The following is a 22,068-nucleotide window of genomic DNA, read 5'->3' on the forward strand; positions in this document are numbered from 1 at the left end:
GCTGTTTTCAATACTTTTTCGCCGTTCATCATGCCGTAGTCCTGCATGTTGATGACATCCATTTTTGTGTCGGTGCCGGCAACTTTGTCTTCGAATTGTTTCTTCATGTATTTGACTTGAGGCCCCAACATCAGGACATCAATTTTTTTCTTGGCCAAGTTTGCGTCCGCTTCAGAAGCGGATACTGCGAAGATTTCAGCATCCAAGCCTTGCGCTGCCGCTGCTTTTTGCATTTTTGATACGAGTAAGCTGGTGCTCATTCCAGCTGCACATACCAACATGATTGTTTTTTCTGCCATATTATTCTCTCCATCCTTATATCTAATTAGAGCCCCTATCGAAGGGGCTCATTGTGACGCTATGTTATTACGCTACTACGTTGCCTGAAGCATCTGCTTCAAGTTCACCGATTTCAACATTGTAAGCTTTGTTGTCTTCGATTTTGAAGAATGGGTAGAAGACTGCAGCACTGATGACTGTTTCGATGATTTGCCATACAGCACCTCTCCATCCGCTGATCAAGAAACCAGAGAATACAGGAGGAGTTGTCCAAGGAATGTTAACCCCGTTAGTAAGAGGAACCAATCCGATGCTCATTACGATGTAAGTAAGGATTGCCAAGATTACTGGAGTCAAGATGAACGGAATCATCAAGATCGGATTCAACACGATCGGCATACCGAAGATCAAAGGCTCATTGATGTTGAACAAGCCAGGTCCGATTGCCAATTTCCCGAGTGTTTTGAATTGGGAAGATCTGGCTACGAATAAGCACAACAATGCCAAACCTAAAGTTGAACCGGCACCACCGATTTTGATGAAGTTAGCGTAGAACTGGTAGTTGACGATGTTCGGCAATTCTGCACCAGCAGCGTAAGCATCCGCATTTTCCGCAGTCAGAGTCAACCAGATCGGTTGCATTACAGCACCCAAGATGTTTGGACCGTGAAGACCGAATGAGAACAAAAGTGTTTCCAAAATCAGTACCAAGACAGTTGCCGGTAATGTTGCACCTAAGCTGGTCAGTGGTGCTTGGATGATTTCGAAGATGAACGATTGAGCTGTTTCGTAAGGTGTCAAAGCGAACACCATGCGCAAGATGTTGAAGATCAGGATGATGAATAATCCAGGGATCAACGCGTCGAATGATTTTGCAACGTTTGACGGAACGGAATCAGGCATGCTCAGTTTCCAACCGCGAGCCAATACCCACCGCATAATTTCGACTGCGAAGATGGCGCTCATCATGCCAAGGAACAAACCGCTGGCGCTCAAGTTGCCCATTGGGATCCCTGATGCATTTTCTGTGCTCAAGATTGTTGGAGTCAAGATCAGGAAGCCGACGATACCGTAGATGATTCCTGCCAGATCATCCAAGTCATAGTGTTTCGATAAGTCTTGGGAGATACCGATCATAACAAACAGCGTCATGATGTTCATGGTCATGTTGTAAGGTACCATGAAGAATTGCGTCCAGTTGGCACCAAAGATGCCTGCCATCATGTCGGCATAACCCGGAATCGGCAAGTTTGCGAACAATAGGAAAATCGAACCGATGATCAGCAGGGACATTGCTCCGAAGAACCCGCTCTTGATTGCGGAAAGGTAACGGTTTTCGTTTAATTTATAAGCGATTGGTCCTAATTTTTCTTGTAATGTATCTAAGAATTTATCCATAATAATAATCCTCCTCTGTTAGGAACACTCTTGAAGACTGCTCAGCGTCTTCGGTAACAGTAAAATAAATCGATATGATTGCTTGTTCGGATTCTGCCAGTCAGTATCAGAACAATGGGCCTTCGTTTCCCGCATTCAAATTTCGCCGTTCTTTATCAACAGCGGATGGCACGAGAAACTTTTTCTTGCTTGCTTCCTCTAACCTTCCAGATTTTCCCCGTTTGACGCGATCACTCCTTTATACCAATAGAAACTATCTTTCCGGTATCTCTTCAGATCTTTCAGATCGAAGTCTTCCCGGTTGACGTAAACAAAGCCATAACGCTTGCGGAACCCTTGGTGGGTGCTGATAAGATCGATTGCACTCCATGTGCAATAGCCGAACACATCTGCTCCATCCGTGACTGCCAGGTTCATCTGTTCGATATGGTTGCGGAGATAGTCGATCCGATAATTGTCATGGACCTTTCCATCTTCCAGCTTATCAATACCGCCTAAACCGTTTTCAGTAACGATCAGGGGTTTACGATAACGAGAGTAAATTTGGTTAATCGTCGTGCGGAATCCGGTAGGGTCGATCTGCCAGCCGAATTCTGTATAAGGAAGATGCTCATTGTCGGATCCTGCGAAGAACCCTTCTTGGCTATCCGATAATTGCTGATCTTTTTTGCCTGCTTTGCGTTCTGTGCCGGCCGGATAGGCTTCGACAGTCGAGCTGTTGTAATAGTTGAAGGCGATGAAATCGCATTCCGCGGATTTCAATATATCCAAGTCACCAGGTTCCATGTCAGGCAAAGCATCATTTTCCTCCAGGTAAGCCCAAACTTGGTGATTGTAGACACCATAAACGGCCATATCAAGATAAAGCCAGTTGCGGATTGCGGTATACAGATCGGCCGCTTGGACGTCCACCGGGTTGTTCGATTTCGGATAGACGGCTGAGATGTTCGGTGCCGGTCCGATTTTCACATGCGGTAGTTTTTCATGGCAACTGTTCATCACTAATGCCTGCGCAACTAGCATGTGGTGGTTTTGTTGGTACAAGGATTTCAAAGTGCTTTCGCCTGTTCCGACTGCTGCCCCGTGAAGAATCATCATATTCTGCTCATTGATCGTCAGCCATAGTTTGACGCGGTCCCCGAAGTTGTCGAAGAGGACATCGCAATAGCGGACAAAAGCATCGATTGTGGCGCGGTTTTCCCAGCCACCTTTTTCGGCAAGTCCTTGCGGCAAGTCAAAGTGGTAAACCGTCACTAACGGTTCGATTCCGTATTTCAGGCATTCATCTATCAGATCACTGTAGAACTGAAGACCTTTCGGATTGACTGCACCGTCACCGTCCGGGATGACCCGCGACCATGAAATCGAGAAGCGATAGGTTTTGAATCCCATCTCGGCCAACAAGGCAATGTCTTCCTTCATGTGGTGGTAGTGATCAGTGGCTACTTTAAAATCGGATGTATCCGGAACGATTTCCTTCACGTCCTGAACGGATGGTCCTTTTCCGTCTTCATTCCAAGCGCCTTCAACCTGATAGGCACTTGTAGCGGACCCCCATAAAAAACCTTCTTTAAACGGTTTCAATTTTTTATGATACATACGCTCATTCCTTTCCCCTCGTTCTCAAATCCGAAAGACGACCTGTTTTAAGCGGTTACATCCATCCGCAAAGCAAACTCTCTTTAAAAAAGAGCAGCTTCGCATTTTCGAATGCGCTTTCGGCTTTTCAATCTAACCCTATTATAGAGTTTGTGAACGAAATGTAAACAGTTTCACCTCGTAAAGGAACAACAATCAGTTTTTGGAATGTTGTTTCAAAAAAGAATCATTCCGTTTCAGTCTGAACTCGCATTAAGGCTTGCTGTTGCGCATTTGTTGCATGTAGTTGTAATTGCGTCTTGCAAGTGTTTCAATCAAAAATACAACCGGCAATTGGGAAGTGACGTTCACCTCATCGTCGACGTATTCAGGTGTCAAGTGATAGGCCAGGTTGATTTCTGATTGTCTGGCCAAGGAATTGGTGGAGGAATTCGTGATGCTGATGATTTTGCTCCCCAGACTCTTCAGGTCACCTACCTTCCTTAAGGTGATGTCTGTCTCGCCGGAAACAGAACAAACGATAGCCACGGTGTTCGTGTACTGCCTGCTGATCAGATGGAAGGGGTAATAAGCATCTTGGATGTGGAAGGTGCTTTGACCCAGATTTGAAAACTGTCGTGCTGCGTAGGCGGCAATCAGCCCTGACGTCCCGATCCCAAAAAAGAGTGCGACTTCTGAATTGGCTATCAGTTCGACTGCTGCCTGGATTTTTTCTTCATATTCCGACTGCATGGAACGGCTGAAAAACTCTTCGACGATTTCGGAAGTTTCAAACACTTTCTTATTGTGTTTGCGGTTGTCCATTTCCTTCAGATGCAGCTTGCACTCCCAGATGTTTTCGAAACCTAACTTGCTGATGGTCCGCGTTACGGTCGCTGCTGACACGTGTGTTTCGGACGCGATTTCGCGGACGCTCATGCGGATGACTTTTTGGGTATGCTGCACGATGTACTCATACACCTTTAACTCTGTATTCGTCAGTAACTTCACATTTTCTTGGTTAAACACGGAAAAACCCCTTTATGTGGAACAAAATAAGCTCTGAGGCGTGCATTAGTTCGTAGTCTTTTCTTCTCAACCATTTTACCATTTATTTTGAAAAAAACAAAAAACAAAACAATTATTGCAGTTTGCAAAATTGTTTTGTTTTTTCGTGATTTTTTATTCAGAAAATCCTGGCTTCAGCTCAGAAGATATCTTCCGCAAGGCTTTTACGGAATGCCTCGATTTTACGCAATCTGTTTTTTTCGCTGTGCGGGATGTCCAATTCATCCAACAAGGGAACCAACATCTCGTAGGTTTCCAGCACGCTGTCGCCGCGCATTTCGATTTTTGCAGGAAATACTTTCGCTTCGAACAGATATTTGTACAACTCGAACTGGATGTCGCGCGATTTATCGGAAGTCAGCACCGTCGCCAGCAGAACTTCTCCTGACTTCTTGTCTGCGATGGCCATCATCTTCACAAACCGCGGCCGGTCCCCTTCTTTGAAAGTGATCGGTTGCGGCAAATAGAACAAATCTATTTCAAAAGTATTCTTCAGGAATTGTTTCTTTTCCATCATCAGACGGCGGATCTCGAACTGCGAAAGCATCAGATCGTAAGGCCCTTTTGTCAATTCGCCGCCAGTCAGGAATGACAGGATGTGTTCTTCCTTCAACTTCCAGACACTGTCCTTGGTGCCGGCTTGGTAATAATAACGCGTCGGCACATCATCCGCAGCAAAAGACTTATCGAAGTCCATCTTGCTGTATACAGGGAACATTTCCAGGAAACTCTCCAATACCCGTTCGAAGAGAGCAATGTCCTCTTCGTTGGCAGACCATGGAGTGAAGCCTGGCGTAAAATCGAGAATTTCCGGCCAAGCTTGCTTGCCGCGGAATTTGACGTCCGTTGTGCGAATGCGCTGATAGTCGATCTCCTGGAGTTTGTTGCGGTCGACAAATTCCAGTCGGATATTTTTCATTTTCTCGGTGTATTCGCCGTTGCCATCTACTTCCGTAAACTCCGATTCCAACAAATCCAAGTAGAGGATGTATTCCGAAACATCCCTGAAGACGCTCAGTCCGATGCTGTCCTCGTCCAATCCGTCCAAGGCAAAGAACACCGGTTCCTTGCGATCGGAATATTTGATCCCAACGACATCTGTGTCTCTCATTGTTTCCCAAGGCTTCAGTTTATGGAAAGCCTTTATGTTCTCGTACATTTTTTGATAATCTCTCATTTATATCTCCTATCTACTTGCGTAAGCATAAGCAGAAAGCCCAGATTAGCGCAGAACCCGGCGAACATACCGCTTCTTTTGGCACCTGTCCGCAGTGGCCCCGGCTGCTTATCCTGTTTCAGCTTATTGAAACAAAGTCCTTTCCTATGCTATCATATCTTGAACCTCGCATCAATTTTTCTTTTTTAAGGAGCCCGAAAATGACCTTTTCTTTCCAGGATATCGAACACAGCAAGTCCGTAGTCAAAGAAACCTCTCTGTACGCGCACCATCGCAACGAAGAAGCGCTTTTTATGCACATCGAGAATTATGTTATTTTCCATCGCGTACCGACCTACGCTGAATTCGTGGAAACGGAAGCCTATCTGAAATCAGAGCACCAAAAACAAGGGCAGGATTTCATCAAATTCATCTGGCCGGAAGATTGCGAAATTCCGCAGCCAATCATTTCCTATCTCGGATCGAACGACTTCAGTCTGGATGTCCTGGAACTTTACGCGGCACCTCCAGGAACCTTTTTGCCGACGAAAACAGAAACGCCTTCCGACCTTAAAGTGGCTTGGGTGCGAGCCGATAACCGCAACGCCTATCTGGAATTCTCAACTCAAGCCGATCTGGAAGTCAGCGAGGCATTCGCAAAACAAAAGCAACCTTACACGCGAACCAAATTCGCCAATCCGAATTTCTGCCCCATCGTGGCCATCCGCTCCGGTGAAGCGGTCGGTTCCATCGATCTCTACCTGAAAGAAGACAGCATCGAAATAGACAACTTCTATGTTGCCAAAAACCACCTGGGTAAAGGGATCGGAACGGCGCTGCAGCAGTTCGTCATGGAGCATGCCGATGGAAAGACCGTCCTTTTGGTGGCTGATGCAGCGGATACGGCCCGCGAAATGTACAATCGCCAAAATTACGCTTACGTTTCTTTCCGCTATGAATTCCTGAAGATCCTTCCATAATGACGCAACGCACTAGCACCCACTCGGCAAATTGCCGGATGGTTGCAAGTGCGTTGTTTCTTCATCATTCGATTTCGTTGATCTGGTAGATTTCCACCGGATAATTCGCTTCGATTTCCTCAATGATCTTATCCACGATTTGTCGGCAAAGCAAGCTTGAACTGTTGACGACCGCCAAGCCTATGACCGCTTGGTTCAGCATATCCTGCTCCGCCACTTCCGCAATGCTGACATTGTAACGCTGATGCATCTTGGCAAGGATACTTTTCACGACGCTGCGCTTGTCCTTCAATGAATACGAGTCAAACAACCGCAAGTACAATTCCACAGCCAACACTTTCATCGCAATCGCCCCATTTTCATTATCATATAGAAAAACATTATCTCTCCACGACAAAAAATAACCGAAACCGTCCCTTCTGTCAAGGGACAGCTCCGGTTACCACACTCTCAGTAGTTGAACTCTGGATCCCAGAAATTTCCGCCTAAGTTGATAACCCCACGCGGACAAAAAACGTCCGCTTAGTGTTTATCCCCCTTAGCGCTCGATTTCTAAACGGGATTCACCGTATCCTAGAACGGTTCTGATTCGCAGACACCACTAACGTTTTGTCATGGCTCTTGCGATTTTTAATCGCTTATGAGTGCATCATTAAGTTATCCAAAGAGACTCGCAGCGAGGCCCTCTGATGTCGCACTGTGACATCAGAGTACTTGACCGGTACGGTCACAGTGCGCCTCCAACGTACGGGTGTCTAAACGCGAATCATCACACTCTCAGTATTCTTCTACATCTCTTCTTTCGCCTTTGAAGTTGTTTTTCTTTTGATGGCGCTCGATAAGGACTTTGGTCACATCGGCGACGTCGACGCCTTGATCGTACAGGAGTACGCCCAGGTGGTAAAGCAGGTCGGCCGTTTCGTTGGCCACTTCTTCTTTGTCGTGGTTTTTGGCCCCGATGACGACTTCGAAAGCCTCCTCGCCGAATTTCTTGGCGATTTTATCGGTACCCTTGTCCAGCAGGTAGTTCGTGTAGGACTTTTCGTCATGACCGACTGCGCGCTGGCGGATGGTCTCTTCCAGGTCATCCAACCCGAAGGCAACCGGGACATCGAAACAGCTTTCCGTGTTGCGATGGCAAGTAGGGCCTGCCGGATCGACCATGATCAGCAACGCGTCCTGATCGCAATCCAGGTACATGTCCTTCACGAACTGGTAATGCTCGCTAGACTCGCCTTTCTTCCAGAGACGGTCCTTGCTTCTGGAAAAGAACCAGACAACCTCGTCCCGTTTCGTCAATTCGAAGGCCTCTTCGTTCATGTAGCCGACCATCAAAACATTTTTGTTCGTAAAGTGCTGAAGCACGACAGTCAATAACCCTTTCGAAAAATCAGGCACCAGTGCATCGTATTTAGACATTGCGCATATCCACTCCATTCTTCGTGCAGCATTGTTTCACTTCGGCGATTGACACTTCTTCATCATGGAAGATGGAAGCTGCCAATCCGGCCGATACGTCGGTTTCCTTGAACAGGTCGGCGAAATGCTGGGCATTGCCGCCGCCTCCGGAAGCGATGACCGGGATCGATACCAAAGCTTGGATTTTCTTCAGCAGGCGGTGATCGAAGCCCTGCTTCATGCCGTCATAGTCCATGCTGGTGACCAGCAATTCACCGGCCCCGAGAGCCTCCACTTGCTGTACCCAGTCCAACGTCTTGATGTCGGTCCGTTTTTTGCCGCCGTGGGTATAGCAATACCATTCTTCCTTATCGGCTTCCCATTTCGCGTCGATGGCGATGCAGATGCACTGGCTGCCGAACTTGTCGCTCGCTTCCTTGATCAGCTGCGGATTCGCCAGCGCCGACGAATTCAGGCTCACTTTGTCCGCTCCGGCATTCAGCAGGCGGGAAATGTCATCCGTCGATTTGATGCCGCCGCCGATCGTCATCGGGATGAACAGCTGCTGCGCCGTTTTGCGGATGACGTCGATCATCAGGTTATGCCCGGTTTCGGTTGCCGAGATGTCCAGGAAAACCAGTTCATCCGCGCCCAAATCGTTGTAGCGCTTCGCCAATTCGACCGGATCGCCGATATCGCGCAAGCCTTTGAATTGGATTCCTTTGACGACGGTGCCGTCCTTCACATCCAGGCAGGGAATGATCCGTTTCTTAATCATGCCAAGCCCTCCCAGAAGGCATCGGTATTGGCCGCTTTGCCGACGATCGCTGCCGCCACACCCAAAGCTTCCAATTTTTTGATGTCTTCGATGCTGCGGACGCCGCCCGATGCGGTGATCGGGTGGGTCGAGAGTTCGACAAGTTTGCCCGTCAGCTCAAAGTTCGGTCCGGCCATCTTGCCGTCTTTCGAGATGTCCGTATAGATGATGCCGCCCAAAGCCATCGGATTCGTCGCTTCCACGACGTCATAGATGGTCTGGCGGCCCGTTTCGGTCCAGCCGTTCACGGCGACCAGTTCGCCTTTCGCATCCAGCCCCAGATAGATTTTGCCGGGATATTTCGCCGTCATCTCCGCCAGCCAAGGCAGATCCTGCAGCCCCTTCGTCCCGACGATCACATAGCTGGCGCCTTTATCGAAATAGTGCTGGATGGTTTCTTCGGAGCGGATACCCCCGCCGATTTCGACAGGCAATGGGCTCTGCTGCAAAAGTTGCTCAATAAAAGGCGTTTCTTCCGGTTTTTGGTTCAAAGCGCCCATCAGATCCACTATATGGATGCGTTTCACTTGTTCAAATTGCGCATAAAAAGCGATGGCTTCCTGCGGCGTGCGCTGCATTTCCTCTTTCGTGCCGTAGTCCCCTTCGGTCAGGCGGACACTCTTGTTGTCGATCAAGTCGATCGCCGGCCAAATCTCTATCATTTATTTCCATCCCCCTTGCAAAGCTTGGTTCAAAATCTTCAGGCCGTAATCTCCGCTCTTCTCCGGGTGGAACTGGATGCCGATGACGTTATCCTTTTGGACGATCGCCACGATTTCCTGGCTGTAATCCGCCGTAGCCACGACATTTTCGTCGGTCACGACCTTGTAGGAATGGATGAAATAGACATCCTTATCCAAACCAGGATAATCCGAGTGCAGATTGTTCCAGCCCAAATGCGGAACCGGCAGATCGCTGACGATGTATTTCACTTCGCCCGGCAAAAAGCCCAGTCCATCCACATCGCCTTCTTCGCTGTGTTGGAACAGCAATTGCATGCCCAGACAGATGCCGATGAACGGCTTTGTCCGCTCCAATTCCGTCAGGAGTCCCCGCAAACCGATTGCGTCGATCCGTTCGATGGCGTCCTTGAAATGGCCCACACCCGGCAGGACAATGACATCCGCTTTGCGCAATTCCGCTTCATCATGCGTCAGGATCGTTTCATAACCGAGAAAACGGATGGCGTTCGTCAGGTTCGCGATGTTCCCCAACCCATAATCAACGATGGCTATCATTCGATCACTCCTTTTGAGGAAGGCAAGCGCTGCACATCCGAATCGGCCATCGCGATGCGCAGGCTTTGCGCAAAGGCTTTGAAGATGGCTTCGATTTCGTGGTGCGTGTTGCCGCCGCGGATCAGATCGATATGGGCCGTGTAGCGGGCATTGATGACCAACCCGTGGAAGAATTCCTCCACCAGCTCCACATCGAAGCTGCCGACTTTTTCTTTCGAAAAATCGGCATTAAAGCTCAGATAAGGGCGGCCGCTGATGTCGATGACGGAACGGGCCAAAGTTTCATCCATCGGCACATATGCGCTACCGTAGCGGTTGATCGCCCCTTTATCCTGACCCAATTCAGCCAACAGCTGCCCAAGGACGATCCCGACATCCTCTGTCGTGTGGTGGTCGTCCACATCCGTATCGCCGTCCACCTGCACATCCAAAACGAAGTGGCCGTGGAAAGCGAGCAGATCCAGCATATGATTCAGGAAGCCCACACCCGTATTGATGACGGAAGGCTCCAGCCCTCTTTTCAAGGTGATGGCGATTTTCGTTTCTTTGGTAATACGCTCTTTAGATACGCTCACAGCTGTTCTCTCCATTCTCTGATGATTTCGGCTAAGGCATCCAGCTGTTCATCCGTGGCGATCGAATAACGGACGGCCTTTTCGATGCACGGGATGCCTGATTTTTCATACGTACGCGGCTGATAGCCGTGGTCGATGATCCATTGGCCCAACGCAGGCGCCAATTCACCGTAAGTGAAGACGAAATTCGTTTCGCTCGGCAGGACCGAAAGGATAGCGCCGACTTCTTCATTGAAGATTTTCTTCAATTTGGCGGAAAGGCGGCGCTGGTCGGCCATAAAGGCACGCAGCCTCTCCGGATGCTCCAGCAAAAAGGCCGCGATGCTCAAAGACAGCGTATTGAGCGGATAGGGATGGGCGATGGAGTTCAGCAGCTGCATCGTCTTCTCCGTCGAACTGGCGATGCCGATGCGCAATCCGGCCAAGCCGTAGATTTTTGATAAAGTACGCAAAAGGATGACATGGTCGCCGACCGGCCGAGCCGGTGGATTGTCCACGAAATCCATATAGGCCTCATCCAAAATCAGATAGCCGCCGTACTGAGCCAAAAGGTCCGCCGTTTTTTGGATGAACGCGGCAGGATGCAGTCCCCCCAGCGGGTTGTTCGGTTGCGAAACAATAAAATAGGAAGGTTTTTCCTTCTCGATGACGGCATACACTTGCTCATAGTCGAAGGAATAATCCGCTCGGCAAGGCACTTTGATGATTTCGCGCTGGAATTGCGCGGCGTACTCTTCGTACATCACAAAATCCGGCTCCAGCATCAGGATCGGCCCATCACCCAAAAGAATCGTGCACTTCTGGATCCATTCATCCGATCCGTTGGCAAAAGCGATCAGGGCGGGATCCTCGCCGTGGAAAGCGGCGTACGCTTCCGTCAAGCGGTCGATGGCATCGTCCGTATATTCCTGGAAGCGCGTCGCCACGGCTATTTCCGCAATTTCTTCATCCGTCAGTGCACGGATGGGACTTTCATTTTTGTTGATGCGGATCATTTGTCGCCCCCCATTCTGACGGCCAGTGAATCGTGGTGGGCCTGCAGCGATTCTTCGGTTGCGATCAGCATCCCGGCAGGAGCCATTTTCCGGAACGTTTCTTTTTTCAGGTTCAGGACAGAGTTCGGGCGCAGGAAGTCATTGACGGACAAGCCGTTAGCAAAACGGGCATTGCCTCCGGTAGGCAGCACATGGCTCGGACCGGCAACATAATCCCCGATTGCTTCCGGCGAATATTCGCCGATGAAGATCGCTCCGGCCGTCTGGATGGCATCGATGTAATCTTCGGCGTCTTTTGTCTGGATCGAGACGTGCTCGCCGGCGATCAGATTCACGACTTCGATGTTTTCTTCCTTGCCGCTCGTCAGAATCGGGAAGTGGTTGTGCTTCAGGCTTTCGTCGATGACTTGGATGCGGCTTTGTTTGGCTTTCTGGACAAGCAATTCGGCTTCGATGGCAGCCAATTTTTCTTCGTTGTCGCAGACAAGGAAAGTGCGGGCCAACTCATCATGCTCGGCTTGCGCCAGCAGGTCGACGGCCACCCATTCGTTGTTCGCCGTTTCGTCGACGACTACGACGATTTCGGATGGTCCGGCGATCGAATCGATGCCGACATCCCCATAGACCAATTTTTTCGCCAAGGCGACATATTGATTCCCGGGTCCGACGATTTTGTCGACGCGCGGAATCGTTTCCGTTCCGTAGGCCAAGGCCGCAACGGCTTGAGCGCCGCCGACCTGATAGACGTGCGTGACATCACAAATGTAGCAAGCAGCCAACGTCGCCTGGTTGATGGCGGTTTTTTGCGGCGGCGTCACAACGATCGTCTCCTTCACGCCCGCTACATTGGCCAACACGGCAGTCATCAACACGGTGGAAGGATAACTCGCTTTGCCGCCCGGCACATAGATGCCGACTTTATTCAGCGGATGGATCTTTTGGTACAGCTCACTCGCGGGTGATTGCTGCCATTTGATGCTTTCCTGGTAGACCGTGATGTTGTCGCGGGCTTCCTCCAGAGCGGCGCGCAAGTCCGCATCCAAGGTGTCGTAGGCTTCTTTGATGACGCTCTGCGGCACTTCCAATTCCGTGATGTCGGCCCCATCAAAACGTTTTGCGTATTCGAACAGAGCCGCATCGCCTTTTTCCTGGACCGTCTGGATGATTTCCATCACGGCTTGCGTCTTCGAAAAGTCGATTGTATTTTTGGTTTTGTATGCTTCTTTGAATGTTTTAGTTGTGTACATTATCCTTCACCTTCAATTGATTGATTATAGTCTGGATTTCATCATATTTGGAGAAATAAGCATGCTTGTTCGAAATAAGGCGTGCATTGATTTCGTCAAGCCGGACTTGTTCACTCAACCCGTTATCATGCAGGGTTTTGCCGGATTGGACGATATCCATGATGGCATCAGCCATATCAATGGTTGCGGCCAGTTCAACCGACCCCTTCAGCGCGATGATTTTCACTGGCTGCTTGATGGAATCGAAATATTGTCTGGTGTAGTTCACGTACTTCGTCGCAACAACTGGATAAACATCCTTCTTCTCTTTGCTGGCGATGGCGAAATGGCAGTAACCGAACGGCAGATCCATCAGATTGTTGATGTTGCAGTTCTGTTCGATCAGAATATCGCTTCCGGTGATGCCCAAGTCCGCGATCCCTTCCTCCACATATACAGGCACATCTTCCCCCTTCACCAAAATGAAGCGGATGTCCTCTGTCTGAATGACCAATTCCCGAGAAACGGACTTCAATGCTGTCGACCATTCGGTCAGGTTGATTTCATCCAAATATTGGATGAAATCCTTAAGCTGTCTGCCTTTTGATAGCGCGATGGTAATCATTTTTTCCCTCCGTTAATTGTTGATGGCCATTCCAAATGCTTTGGAAGAGCTTGTATATTGACCGCCCGATGCTACGGGTTCCGTTTGGTTTTCTCCGTACAGCTGAATAAAGATTCCCTTGTAGTAGGATTGGTTCGGCAATGCCAGCATATCCGCGTAGACGTAATCCACGTTCTTGCTTTTCAGCGTCGCCTCCCATTCCGCCAGTTCATCCAAATGTCTAGTCAGTTCCGGATAATTCTCTTTCAGGTAGCTGGCCTGTTCGGTAGGCGCTTGGTCCATCAGGCCGATCAGCGGGTGATCCGCTCCCAAACGATGCTTCAGAGCATCCTGGTTTCTTTCGCAGATGAACTTGCGGACGGAAGGATCTTCCAGCTCACGCGGGCTCAGCATTTTTTTCAATAATTTATTATGGCTGACTACAGCAACCGATAAGGAAAGGTTCAGTTCCTTTTCCATGAATGTGATCATATCGCCCAAAACCTCGATCTGTTTGGGAATCGAATCGGTAAAAGTTTCCACACCCAACTGATGACGCTCTTTCTGCAGCGAATAGACCGGGCCGGAGTAGGCTATTTTATCGGCGCGCAAATGGTACTGCTTGCGGTATCTCACGATGGCATTCGTCCAGTCACTGCGCAGGGCGAAAAGTTTATCACCGCTCTGCCACTTATGCCGGTTCAGCATCAGGTGCAAGTCATCATGAGACAGTTGTGTCCACTCAAATTTCTCTACGACTCCCAGGTCGATCAGATCGTACCCTAAGTGGTGGAAATGATGGAGAAACCCCATCTCTCTCTGTTTCTTCGCCAGCAACGATTCATTCGTCATCATTTCGTCCAAACTGTCTCACTCCCATTTCTTTTTGATAAGTCATCTGGTATCCTTAGAATATCGTTAGAATACCATTAAACGTTGATGTTATCATACCATAGAAAGCTGCCACATTGTATCCTAAATTGATGACACTTTAAGAAGGAAGGAAGATAGAAGATGCTCAGCGACAGACACGTCCACACCCCCTATTGCCTGCATGGTTCATCCGATGCTTTAGAAAACTATGTGAAGGTTGCCATCGAAGCAGGCCTCGAATCAATCACATTCACGGAACATGCACCTTTACCGATGGAAGATCCGCTGCCCGACAAAGACAGCTCGATGCGCCCCGAAGATGTCGAAGCTTACCTTGCAGATGTCCGCTCGCTCGCAAAAAAATATCACGGCATCATCGATATTCATGCCGGTTTTGAGTTGGATTATCTGGAAGGAAAAGAAGCGGAAACGCGCGCTTTTCTGGAAAAATACCCGGAAACGGTCCCGCACTCGATCCTGAGCGTGCATTTTGTACAGCTCGCTCCTGAAGAATACTTCTGCATCGATCTGGATCGCGAATCATTCACGCAAAAAGGAGCGGAGATCGGCTACGAAACGCTCTATACGCTTTACGAAGCGGCTGTCAAAAAAGCTTTGGCGCTTCCGTACGGGGAGCTGACGCCGAAAAAGATCGGCCACATCAACCTGATCCATAAATTCCAAAAAGCCTACAGCGTCAGCGACCCGATCGACTGGAAGCTGCTTTTGGACACGGTGAAGGCGAGCGGATACATGCTCGATTACAATTTTGCCGGCATCGACAAACCGGATTACGGCAAAACCTATCCGGATCCGGAAATGATGGCCTACGCCATCAAGATCGGCATCCCCTACGAAAAGGGGTCGGACGCCCATGCCTCCCACGAAGTCGCCCGCTATTTCGGAACGGCAACAGAAACGGAATACGATGACTGGAAGGAAGCCTGAAAAGGCTTCTTTTTTTGCTCTGTTCCATCGGCACCAAGCTTTGCGGATTGAATTTTCTGCTCAATACTGGTACATTTATCTAGTAATAAAAATAATGATATCTAGTTTTAAAAACCAGATAAAATCCCTCCATTCCAGAAAGCAGGTTGTGCCGTGAAGCTTAAACCAGAGTTGAAAGAATATCAGCAGCAGCTGTTGGCCCTGGCATTCATCCGTTTTGATGACTTGCCCGATTTCGGCATCTACAGCGACCAAGTGATCGCCATCATCGAAAAACAGTTGAGTTTCCTGAACGCAACCCAGGAAGAACGCATCATCACACCGGCCATGATCAATAATTACGTCAAACTGCAGCTGATCGATAGGCCGGTGAAAAAGAAATATTTCAAAACCCACATCGCCCAATTGATCGTCATCACCTTGCTGAAACAGGTATTGCCCTTGTCGGAGGTGAAGAAAGGCTTGGATCTGCAGGTCTCCATCCGCGGTTTCCGGATAGCCTACGATACTTTCTGCCAGGAACTGGAATACGCCTTCCGGATGCTCTTCCGCGATCTCGACAAGAAGGAACATTTCACCTATACCCTGGAGGATATCCACAGCGAAAACATCGCACTGAAAATGATCACGCTGTCGTTGGCTTCAAAACTGTTGACCCAAAAAATCATTCTGGTGGATGGCGTCAGCCGCGCATCCCAAAAAGGAGAAGAAACTAATGATGAAAGCTAATTCCATTGCCGTCCTGGCTGATTCCTGCAACGATATCCCGCAGGAACTGCTCGACAAATACCATATCTACACCTTGCCGTTGATGATTAACTATAGGGACGCCAGCTATCGCGATCGGATCGATATCACACCGGAGCAGGTCTACGAAAGATTCCAGGAAGAGATCCCGAAAACAAGCCTGCCTTTGCCGGAAACGATTGCCGACACATTCGCCAAAATCAAAGCGGACGGCTTCGACAAAGTCATCGTATCCGCCATTTCCAGCGGTTTGAGCGGCACTTGTCAAGCAATCAAGTTAGTGGCGGAAGATATGACTGATATGCAGATCGTCGTCATTGACACCCTGAATATCGCCATCGCATCCGGCTTCGTAGCGCTTTATGCTGCCGAACTGATCGAAAAAGGACTTCCGTTCGATGAAGTCGCTTCAGAAACACAAGCAGCCGTGAAGCGCTCCACCATCCTGTTCGGGGTCGGCACTTTGGAGTATCTGATAAAAGGCGGCCGCATCGGCAAGGTTTCCGGGATTTTGGGGAGTGCCCTGAACATCAAACCGATCATCTCCTGCAACGAAGACGGAATCTACGATACCGTCGCGAAAGTCCGCGGCCGAAAGCAAAGCCTCCAAAAACTCATCGACATGACCCGTGAAAAACTGGGTCAGCACAAAAATTACTACCTTTCCATCTGCCATGGGGATGCCTATGAAGAGATGCTCCTCATCAAAGAACAGCTGAAGGATCTGGTGGCCGGAGCCAAAATCTACGCGGAGGGCCAAATCTCGCCGGTACTGGGCGTCCACACCGGCCCCGGATTACTGGGTGTCGGAATAATGGTGCTGGAAGACTAAAGAGTGTGATGATTCGCGGGAGGGGATGAGCACTAAGAGGCGATTACGAGAACGGGCGCTTTTTGCCCGTGACGTAATCGCAGCTTAGGCACAGATTTCTGGGATTCAGAACACGTTTGAGTAGAGTGTGATGAATCGCGGGAGGGGCCGTCTCAAATGAGGCGGTCTTTTTGGTGCTTTCCGGCGAGCGGTGGATGCGCACCCCAGCTCCGGTCAGGCCATCGTTCGCCGGAGTTGCGCGCAAAAAAGAGCGGCTTCCTAATTTTTCGGGGCAGCCGCTCTTTTGATTGCTGGATTTGTTAATTTGATTTCATCAATTCATCGACATACGCAACTGTTTCCGGTTGATTTGCTTCGATTTCGGCGATTTTCTCTGCGAATTGAGGCAGATGATCTTTGTGTGCATACAACAATTCATCCAGCAATGTTTTCGCCATCGTACCACCCGGCACTAAAGGATTGATTGTGAAGGCTTGCAATGCTGCACCGTAGCTGCCTGTAATGGCTGCGCGGATGACTGTCTCTTCCATTGCTTTCATGCCTTGCAATAAACCACGGGCTGCTGAAGGCATTTCACCCCAGTTGTATGGCTCCGCACCATGCGCTGTGATCAAAGCTGAGACTTCGACAACGCAATCATAAGGCATGTCATCAATGGTGCCGTTGTTCGCTATCGATACGACCATGTCCGTGCGTTTGTCGTTTTGGATTGAAGCGATCACTTCGCAGGCTGCATCACTGTAATGTGTACCGCCGCGTTGCGATAATTCCTCAGGCTTGTAGTTCAAAGCAGGATCTTTATAAAGTTCGAACAGGCGTGTTTCTGTCGCTTTGACGACTTGCGCACGTGTTTCGCCTTTTTCGAATTCTTCGATGGAATGCTTCAGCATTTCATCTTCGATATAATAGTAACGGTGGTATCCGCACGGAAGCAATCCTAAGTCTTTCAATTGCTCATAGTGGAATTGTGCGCTGTGGATGTTTTTCAGATGGTTGTCGTCTTCGCTTTGCTGCGGTCCGTAAACCAGATCAATCACTTCGTCTGTGCGTTCAGCGCCTTTATCATCCCAAATACGGTGCCAGTGGAAATGATTGATTCCAGCAAACTTGAACAGCAATTCGTCTTCCGGAATCGACAGTTTTTCGGCTGCGACCTTGCGGTGTCCAATCGGAACATTGCACAATCCGATTGTTTTCTTCCAACCAAAATGTTTGATGGCGGCTTCCGTCACCATGCCTGCAGGGTTCGTAAAGTTAATCAACCAGGCATCCGGACATTGTACTTTCATATCCGCAATGATTTGGCCGATGATCGGAATAGTACGGAAGGCTTTGAACATTCCGCCTGCACCATTTGTTTCTTGACCCAACACGCCATGGGATAATGGGATGCGCTCATCTTTGATACGGGCATTCAGCAAACCTACACGGAATTGCGTCGTTACGAAATCCGCATCTTTCAAAGCATTGAAACGATCCAATGTCAAATGGACTTCCCAGTCCAAACCAGCCGCCTCAACTTGGCGTTTTGCCATTGCGCCGACGATTTCCAGTTTCTCTTTACCCTCTTCGATATCCACCAACCAAATTTCTTTGATCGGCAATTCATCTTTCCGTAAGATGTATCCTTCAATCAATTCCGGTGTGTAACTGGAACCTCCACCAATCGTAACAATCTTCAAGGCTTCTTTCGACATGCATGCTTCCTCCCATTTTTGGTTTTCTTTTCGATTGCCGGATCGCCCGGCTCAAAAATTCTGTCGTGACAATGCATTTCCTCATAGAAAGCGGACCTGAGCCAAAACACTGTTCAGGAAAGGCTTTCATTCACACCTTCCATGAAAGGGCTTTTCGCTTTCATGTGTTCATTTTAGCATACCCCTACACCATCGGGAGAATCCCCTTACATTCTGATCACAAGTTCCCCATTATGATTTTTGTTTCAGAAATGAAACGATTTGTTTCGTACTCAAATGATATCCAAGGCCGTTTTGAAAGTGGGTGCCGGGAACCTTCCATCCAACAGTTTCAGATCTTCCTCATCCAGACGGATTCTGGAAGCCGCGGCATTGAGATACGTGTGCTCAGGGTTCGAAGAGCGCGGTATCGCTGCGATATCCGGATGAACGAGACACCACGCCAAAATGACTTGGAGCGCTTCGACACCGTGTTTTTTGGCGATGTGTTGGACTTCTTCGCTCTCGAGCAATTGCTCGCGCAACCGGCCGCCTTGGGCCAAGGGCGAATAAGCCATGATCGGAATATTTCGCTCGCGTTGCCATTTCAACAGGTCGTACTCGATCCCGCGAGAGCCCAAATGATACAGGACTTGGTTCACCTGGCACTGGTTGCCATTTTCCATCGACAGAAGATCCTGCATATCATGGATATCGAAGTTGGAAACGCCCCATCTGCCGATTTTCCCTTCCGCCTTCAATTGCTCCATTCCGGCAATCGTCTGGGACAGCGGCACATTGCCGCGCCAATGCAACAGGTAAAGATCCAGGTGGTCCGTTTCCAATCTGCGCAAACTTTCCGCACAGGCAGCCAAAATCTCATTCCGGCTCGCACGATGCGGATACACTTTGGAAACGAGGTAGACTTGGTCGCGGATGCCTTTGATCGCTTCGCCCACCAGATGTTCCGACTTGCCGTCCCCATACATTTCGGCTGTATCGATAAGGGTCATCCCCAGCTGCACGCCTAAACGCAAAGCCTCGATTTCCTCTTGCCTTTTGGCAGGATCTTCCCCCAGATACCATGTTCCTTGGCCAAGCTGCGGCATGCTGCTGCCATCCGGCAACGCCACCATTCGCTTGCTGTTCTCTTTTTTCAGAGATTCCATAATGTGTTCATCTATGTTCAGCATTTACAGACACCAACCTTTCTGTTTTTGGACACCGTCCCTTACGTCAAGTATACCTTTTTTTACCCGGAAAATAAAAAGAATCATAACGCTTACAAACTTCGTGATTCTGCGGTCTTATCCTTTGGCGATTTTGTTCTTGTGGCTTATGATAAGAATATAGGGTGTTGCTGTACGTTCTAACGAAAACGGAAGGACAAATCAAGAAACGGATCGGAACCAAGGAGGAGAAGCATATGAAATACCGGAATCTTGGAAAAAGTGGTTTGCGCGTCAGTGAAATTGCGTTGGGGAGTTGGTTGACGTACGGAAAATCAGTAGCGGATCAAACTGCGGAAGCATGCATCCGGACTGCGTACGAAGCGGGCATCAACTTTTTCGACACAGCCAACGTCTATGAAAAGGGAGCAGCGGAGACCGTGCTCGGAAAAGTGCTGAAGGACTATCGGCGCTCCAGTTTGGTCGTCGCCAGCAAAGTCTATTTCCCGATGGGGGACGGCCCGAATGACCGGGGATTGTCCCGCAAGCACATCCTCGAGTCCTGCGATGCCAGCCTGAAACGCCTGGGCATGGACTACCTGGACCTCTACCAATGCCACCGTTACGATCCGACTGTACCTTTAGAGGAAACGCTGTGGGCCCTCGACGACCTGCAACGCCAAGGCAAGATCCTTTACGCCGGCGTCAGTGAATGGCCTGCCGACAAAATCCAGGAAGCGCACCAGATCGCAAAACAGCACAACTTCCGGCCGCTCGTTTCCAACCAGCCGATCTACAATATGATCGAGCGCTACATCGAAGTCGACGTACTGCCCGTCTCCGTCGCAAACGGCATGGGGCAAGTCGTCTTTTCCCCATTGGGCCAGGGCATTCTGACCGGCAAATACAAAACCGGCCAACAAGTTCCGGAAGGAAGCCGAGCCGCCAACAGCAAACTGAACAGTACGATGCAGAAATATCTTGAAAACGAGCTCTTACTGGAAGCGGTTGGGGAGATCGAAGCCATCGCGCACGAATTGGAGATCACCATGCCGCAACTGGCTTTGGCCTGGATTTTGCGCCAACCCGGCGTCAGCTCCGCCATCATCGGCGCCAGCCGTCCGGAGCAGATCGAGGACAACATCAAAGCAGTGGATGTGGAACTGACCGAAGAACTGTTGCTTGGCATCAACCAAATTCTGCTGAAAGTAAGCAGCTTCAAGCCAAGAAGCTGAGAGCGTGATGAATCCCGTTTAGGAATCGAGCACTAAGAGGATAGCCACAACGCGACCCGCTTTTGGTCGCGATGTGGCTATCAGCTTAAGCACAGATTTCTGGGATTCAGAACGCGTTTGAAAATTTCAAAGGATGCACTGTGGTCGCAAGCGACCAAGTACTCTGATGTCACAGTGCGACATCAGAGGGCTTCACTGCGAGGAAGTTTGGATGTCCTGAGATGGCTATCAAGCGATTAAAAATCGCAAGAACCATGACAAATCCTGAATAGAAAACAAGCCAAAAAGACCGTTTCGAGACGGTCTTTTTGGCTTGTTTATTCAGGATTTCGCTCCTGCCCTCCGGTGAACGGGGGCTTCGCCGGAGTTCGGCCAACATTCCGAATTGCCTTCTCCGATAAGGGAAGCTTCGTCGAAGTTGCGGCTGAAAGTTACCGTTGTGATCCGGCGAGCGCATGCCTTGCCGGATCTGAAGCCCGTTTCGGGCGCACCCCTTCTTTCTCAGTCCAACGCCAGTATATCCAGGATGGAACGGACATCGCGGACGGATACCTGCCCCGGTGCTGAGACCTCTTTGGCCGCCGCAAAAGTCAGGCAGGAACCGAACAGTTCACCGGCCAGCCGGGAAATGACGCCGTATTTCCCCATCGACATCGTGATACATGGCCGGTCAGCTTTCACCTTTTTCATTTCCAACGTCGCCGCCAGCAACGTCAGGACATCTTCCTCGCTTTGCGGCATGACCGCGATTTTCGTGATGTCTGCCCCGAGTTCCTGCATCTTCACCAATCTTGCGACGATTTCCTCTTTAGGTGGCGTCCGGAAGAAATCGTGGCTCGACAGAATGACTTTCACGTTTTTCTCTCTGGCTTCGGAGATCAACTTGATCACCTCTTCTTCCGAACTGAACAGTTCGAGATCGACCAAATCCACCCGCCCGCTGCGGATCGCCAAACGGACCAGTTCAAAATAGCGCTCCATGCTCAGTTCGCGCTCCCCGCCCTCTTTTTTGGTGCGGAAAGTGAATAACAACGGCTTTTTATGGATGCTGTTGATTTCGGCCAATAATATTTCAACTTGCTCGGGCTGCTCTACTCCATCGAAGCAATCGATGCGCAATTCCGCCAGATCGTATGCAACATTTCCCAGCATTTTGACATCAGCAATGATTTCCTGTTTTGTTTTGCCTACCAACGGCACGCAGATTTTCGGCCTGCCTTCGTTGAAGACGACATCTTTCACTTGAACGGTTCCCATCAATGTATTCCTCCAGGCG

At 49.5% G+C, this 22,068-nt stretch carries 23 protein-coding genes; 5 read left to right on the plus strand and 18 right to left on the minus strand.

Annotation, left to right across the window (positions count from 1 at the left end; all coding sequences use genetic code 11):
* From BMX58_RS02855 to BMX58_RS02875, 5 genes are all read right to left on the minus strand, one after another.
* Positions 1 to 299 (minus strand): PTS sugar transporter subunit IIB (locus tag BMX58_RS02855; RefSeq protein WP_131814026.1); only part of this gene is annotated, 299 nt, incomplete at its 3' end.
* 67 nt (positions 300 to 366) lie between these two features.
* Positions 367 to 1,677 (minus strand): PTS sugar transporter subunit IIC, encoded by a 1,311-nt coding sequence (locus BMX58_RS02860; RefSeq protein ID WP_068621890.1) that lies wholly within the window; start codon positions 1,675 to 1,677, stop codon positions 367 to 369.
* Positions 1,678 to 1,875: 198 nt separating this feature from the next.
* Positions 1,876 to 3,276 carry a glycoside hydrolase family 1 protein gene (locus BMX58_RS02865; protein WP_068621888.1) on the minus strand — a complete coding sequence of 467 codons (1,401 nt, stop codon included), beginning with the start codon at positions 3,274 to 3,276 and terminating at the stop codon, positions 1,876 to 1,878.
* A gap of 252 nt (positions 3,277 to 3,528) precedes the next feature.
* Positions 3,529 to 4,284, minus strand: coding sequence for a MurR/RpiR family transcriptional regulator (locus tag BMX58_RS02870; RefSeq protein ID WP_068621887.1), 756 nt, complete (start codon positions 4,282 to 4,284; stop codon positions 3,529 to 3,531).
* Positions 4,285 to 4,462: 178 nt separating this feature from the next.
* Entirely contained in the window at positions 4,463 to 5,500 is a 1,038-nt protein-coding gene (locus BMX58_RS02875) for a DUF7309 domain-containing protein (protein WP_068621885.1), read from the minus strand.
* Positions 5,501 to 5,700: 200 nt separating this feature from the next.
* Here BMX58_RS02875 and BMX58_RS02880 point away from each other — a divergent pair, with 200 nt between their 5' ends.
* A complete protein-coding gene (locus tag BMX58_RS02880; RefSeq protein ID WP_068621883.1) occupies positions 5,701 to 6,459 on the plus strand; it encodes a GNAT family N-acetyltransferase in 759 nt (252 codons plus the stop codon).
* Between the two features lie 64 nt (positions 6,460 to 6,523).
* Here the strand turns inward: BMX58_RS02880 and BMX58_RS02885 are convergent, their stop codons facing one another.
* The 10 genes from BMX58_RS02885 to BMX58_RS02930 form a co-directional block, all read right to left on the minus strand.
* Positions 6,524 to 6,802: a DUF503 domain-containing protein gene (locus BMX58_RS02885; protein WP_068621881.1), complete on the minus strand. Its 279-nt coding sequence runs from the start codon at positions 6,800 to 6,802 to the stop codon at positions 6,524 to 6,526.
* 434 nt (positions 6,803 to 7,236) lie between these two features.
* The gene (gene hisIE, locus BMX58_RS02890) at positions 7,237 to 7,878 is read right to left on the minus strand and encodes a bifunctional phosphoribosyl-AMP cyclohydrolase/phosphoribosyl-ATP diphosphatase HisIE (RefSeq protein ID WP_068621877.1); all 642 of its coding nucleotides are present in this window, start codon (positions 7,876 to 7,878) and stop codon (positions 7,237 to 7,239) included.
* Entirely contained in the window at positions 7,871 to 8,635 is a 765-nt protein-coding gene (hisF, locus tag BMX58_RS02895; protein WP_068621876.1) for an imidazole glycerol phosphate synthase subunit HisF, read from the minus strand. The genes hisIE and hisF overlap by 8 nt, the downstream gene beginning before the upstream one ends.
* The gene (gene hisA / locus BMX58_RS02900) at positions 8,632 to 9,336 is read right to left on the minus strand and encodes a 1-(5-phosphoribosyl)-5-((5-phosphoribosylamino)methylideneamino)imidazole-4-carboxamide isomerase (RefSeq protein ID WP_068621875.1); all 705 of its coding nucleotides are present in this window, start codon (positions 9,334 to 9,336) and stop codon (positions 8,632 to 8,634) included. The genes hisF and hisA overlap by 4 nt, the downstream gene beginning before the upstream one ends.
* A complete protein-coding gene (hisH, locus tag BMX58_RS02905; RefSeq protein ID WP_068621874.1) occupies positions 9,337 to 9,912 on the minus strand; it encodes an imidazole glycerol phosphate synthase subunit HisH in 576 nt (191 codons plus the stop codon). It abuts the gene before it with no gap.
* On the minus strand, positions 9,909 to 10,487 hold the full coding sequence (hisB, locus tag BMX58_RS02910) for an imidazoleglycerol-phosphate dehydratase HisB (protein WP_093088776.1): 579 nt from the start codon (positions 10,485 to 10,487) through the stop codon (positions 9,909 to 9,911). Before hisB ends, hisH begins: the two co-directional genes overlap by 4 nt.
* Positions 10,484 to 11,482, minus strand: a complete 999-nt coding sequence (locus BMX58_RS02915) for a pyridoxal phosphate-dependent aminotransferase (RefSeq protein ID WP_068621871.1) — start codon at positions 11,480 to 11,482, stop codon at positions 10,484 to 10,486. The genes hisB and BMX58_RS02915 overlap by 4 nt, the downstream gene beginning before the upstream one ends.
* Entirely contained in the window at positions 11,479 to 12,729 is a 1,251-nt protein-coding gene (gene hisD, locus BMX58_RS02920; protein ID WP_093088778.1) for a histidinol dehydrogenase, read from the minus strand. The genes BMX58_RS02915 and hisD overlap by 4 nt, the downstream gene beginning before the upstream one ends.
* Positions 12,716 to 13,333, minus strand: coding sequence for an ATP phosphoribosyltransferase (gene hisG / locus BMX58_RS02925; RefSeq protein WP_068621867.1), 618 nt, complete (start codon positions 13,331 to 13,333; stop codon positions 12,716 to 12,718). Before hisG ends, hisD begins: the two co-directional genes overlap by 14 nt.
* 12 nt (positions 13,334 to 13,345) lie before the next feature.
* Positions 13,346 to 14,167: an ATP phosphoribosyltransferase regulatory subunit gene (locus tag BMX58_RS02930; protein ID WP_239420526.1), complete on the minus strand. Its 822-nt coding sequence runs from the start codon at positions 14,165 to 14,167 to the stop codon at positions 13,346 to 13,348.
* 159 nt (positions 14,168 to 14,326) lie between these two features.
* Between BMX58_RS02930 and hisJ the strand changes: the two genes are divergently transcribed.
* From hisJ to BMX58_RS02945, 3 genes are all read left to right on the plus strand, one after another.
* On the plus strand, positions 14,327 to 15,133 hold the full coding sequence (gene hisJ, locus BMX58_RS02935) for a histidinol-phosphatase HisJ (RefSeq protein WP_068621863.1): 807 nt from the start codon (positions 14,327 to 14,329) through the stop codon (positions 15,131 to 15,133).
* A gap of 153 nt (positions 15,134 to 15,286) precedes the next feature.
* On the plus strand, positions 15,287 to 15,862 hold the full coding sequence (locus BMX58_RS02940; RefSeq protein ID WP_068621861.1) for a DUF1836 domain-containing protein: 576 nt from the start codon (positions 15,287 to 15,289) through the stop codon (positions 15,860 to 15,862).
* A complete protein-coding gene (locus BMX58_RS02945; RefSeq protein ID WP_068621927.1) occupies positions 15,852 to 16,712 on the plus strand; it encodes a DegV family protein in 861 nt (286 codons plus the stop codon). The genes BMX58_RS02940 and BMX58_RS02945 overlap by 11 nt, the downstream gene beginning before the upstream one ends.
* A gap of 299 nt (positions 16,713 to 17,011) precedes the next feature.
* On the opposite strand, the gene BMX58_RS02950 is transcribed toward BMX58_RS02945, so the two are convergent.
* Positions 17,012 to 18,409 (minus strand): 6-phospho-beta-glucosidase, encoded by a 1,398-nt coding sequence (locus BMX58_RS02950; protein ID WP_068621859.1) that lies wholly within the window; start codon positions 18,407 to 18,409, stop codon positions 17,012 to 17,014.
* 272 nt (positions 18,410 to 18,681) lie between these two features.
* A complete protein-coding gene (locus BMX58_RS02955) occupies positions 18,682 to 19,557 on the minus strand; it encodes an aldo/keto reductase (RefSeq protein WP_239420524.1) in 876 nt (291 codons plus the stop codon).
* Between the two features lie 257 nt (positions 19,558 to 19,814).
* Here BMX58_RS02955 and BMX58_RS02960 point away from each other — a divergent pair, with 257 nt between their 5' ends.
* Positions 19,815 to 20,792 carry an aldo/keto reductase family protein gene (locus tag BMX58_RS02960; protein WP_068621855.1) on the plus strand — a complete coding sequence of 326 codons (978 nt, stop codon included), beginning with the start codon at positions 19,815 to 19,817 and terminating at the stop codon, positions 20,790 to 20,792.
* A 501-nt stretch (positions 20,793 to 21,293) separates the two neighbouring features.
* On the opposite strand, the gene aroD is transcribed toward BMX58_RS02960, so the two are convergent.
* A complete protein-coding gene (aroD, locus tag BMX58_RS02970; protein ID WP_068621846.1) occupies positions 21,294 to 22,049 on the minus strand; it encodes a type I 3-dehydroquinate dehydratase in 756 nt (251 codons plus the stop codon).
* Positions 22,050 to 22,068: the final 19 nt, after the last annotated feature.

The sequence above is a fragment of the Trichococcus ilyis genome (assembly GCF_900109135.1).
Lineage (GTDB): Bacteria > Bacillota > Bacilli > Lactobacillales > Aerococcaceae > Trichococcus > Trichococcus ilyis.

Coding starts and splice junctions, on each gene's coding strand:
- BMX58_RS02860 (WP_068621890.1), bottom strand. CDS start 1,677: ATGGATAAATTCTTAGATACATTACAAGAAAAATTAGGACCAATCGCT.
- BMX58_RS02865 (WP_068621888.1), bottom strand. CDS start 3,276: ATGTATCATAAAAAATTGAAACCGTTTAAAGAAGGTTTTTTATGGGGG.
- BMX58_RS02875 (WP_068621885.1), bottom strand. CDS start 5,500: ATGAGAGATTATCAAAAAATGTACGAGAACATAAAGGCTTTCCATAAA.
- BMX58_RS02880 (WP_068621883.1), top strand. CDS start 5,701: ATGACCTTTTCTTTCCAGGATATCGAACACAGCAAGTCCGTAGTCAAA.
- BMX58_RS02885 (WP_068621881.1), bottom strand. CDS start 6,802: ATGAAAGTGTTGGCTGTGGAATTGTACTTGCGGTTGTTTGACTCGTAT.
- hisIE (WP_068621877.1), bottom strand. CDS start 7,878: ATGTCTAAATACGATGCACTGGTGCCTGATTTTTCGAAAGGGTTATTG.
- hisF (WP_068621876.1), bottom strand. CDS start 8,635: ATGATTAAGAAACGGATCATTCCCTGCCTGGATGTGAAGGACGGCACC.
- hisA (WP_068621875.1), bottom strand. CDS start 9,336: ATGATAGAGATTTGGCCGGCGATCGACTTGATCGACAACAAGAGTGTC.
- hisH (WP_068621874.1), bottom strand. CDS start 9,912: ATGATAGCCATCGTTGATTATGGGTTGGGGAACATCGCGAACCTGACG.
- BMX58_RS02915 (WP_068621871.1), bottom strand. CDS start 11,482: ATGATCCGCATCAACAAAAATGAAAGTCCCATCCGTGCACTGACGGAT.
- hisD (WP_093088778.1), bottom strand. CDS start 12,729: ATGTACACAACTAAAACATTCAAAGAAGCATACAAAACCAAAAATACA.
- hisG (WP_068621867.1), bottom strand. CDS start 13,333: ATGATTACCATCGCGCTATCAAAAGGCAGACAGCTTAAGGATTTCATC.
- BMX58_RS02930 (WP_239420526.1), bottom strand. CDS start 14,167: ATGATGACGAATGAATCGTTGCTGGCGAAGAAACAGAGAGAGATGGGG.
- hisJ (WP_068621863.1), top strand. CDS start 14,327: ATGCTCAGCGACAGACACGTCCACACCCCCTATTGCCTGCATGGTTCA.
- BMX58_RS02945 (WP_068621927.1), top strand. CDS start 15,852: ATGAAAGCTAATTCCATTGCCGTCCTGGCTGATTCCTGCAACGATATC.
- BMX58_RS02950 (WP_068621859.1), bottom strand. CDS start 18,409: ATGTCGAAAGAAGCCTTGAAGATTGTTACGATTGGTGGAGGTTCCAGT.
- BMX58_RS02955 (WP_239420524.1), bottom strand. CDS start 19,557: ATGGAATCTCTGAAAAAAGAGAACAGCAAGCGAATGGTGGCGTTGCCG.
- BMX58_RS02960 (WP_068621855.1), top strand. CDS start 19,815: ATGAAATACCGGAATCTTGGAAAAAGTGGTTTGCGCGTCAGTGAAATT.
- aroD (WP_068621846.1), bottom strand. CDS start 22,049: ATGGGAACCGTTCAAGTGAAAGATGTCGTCTTCAACGAAGGCAGGCCG.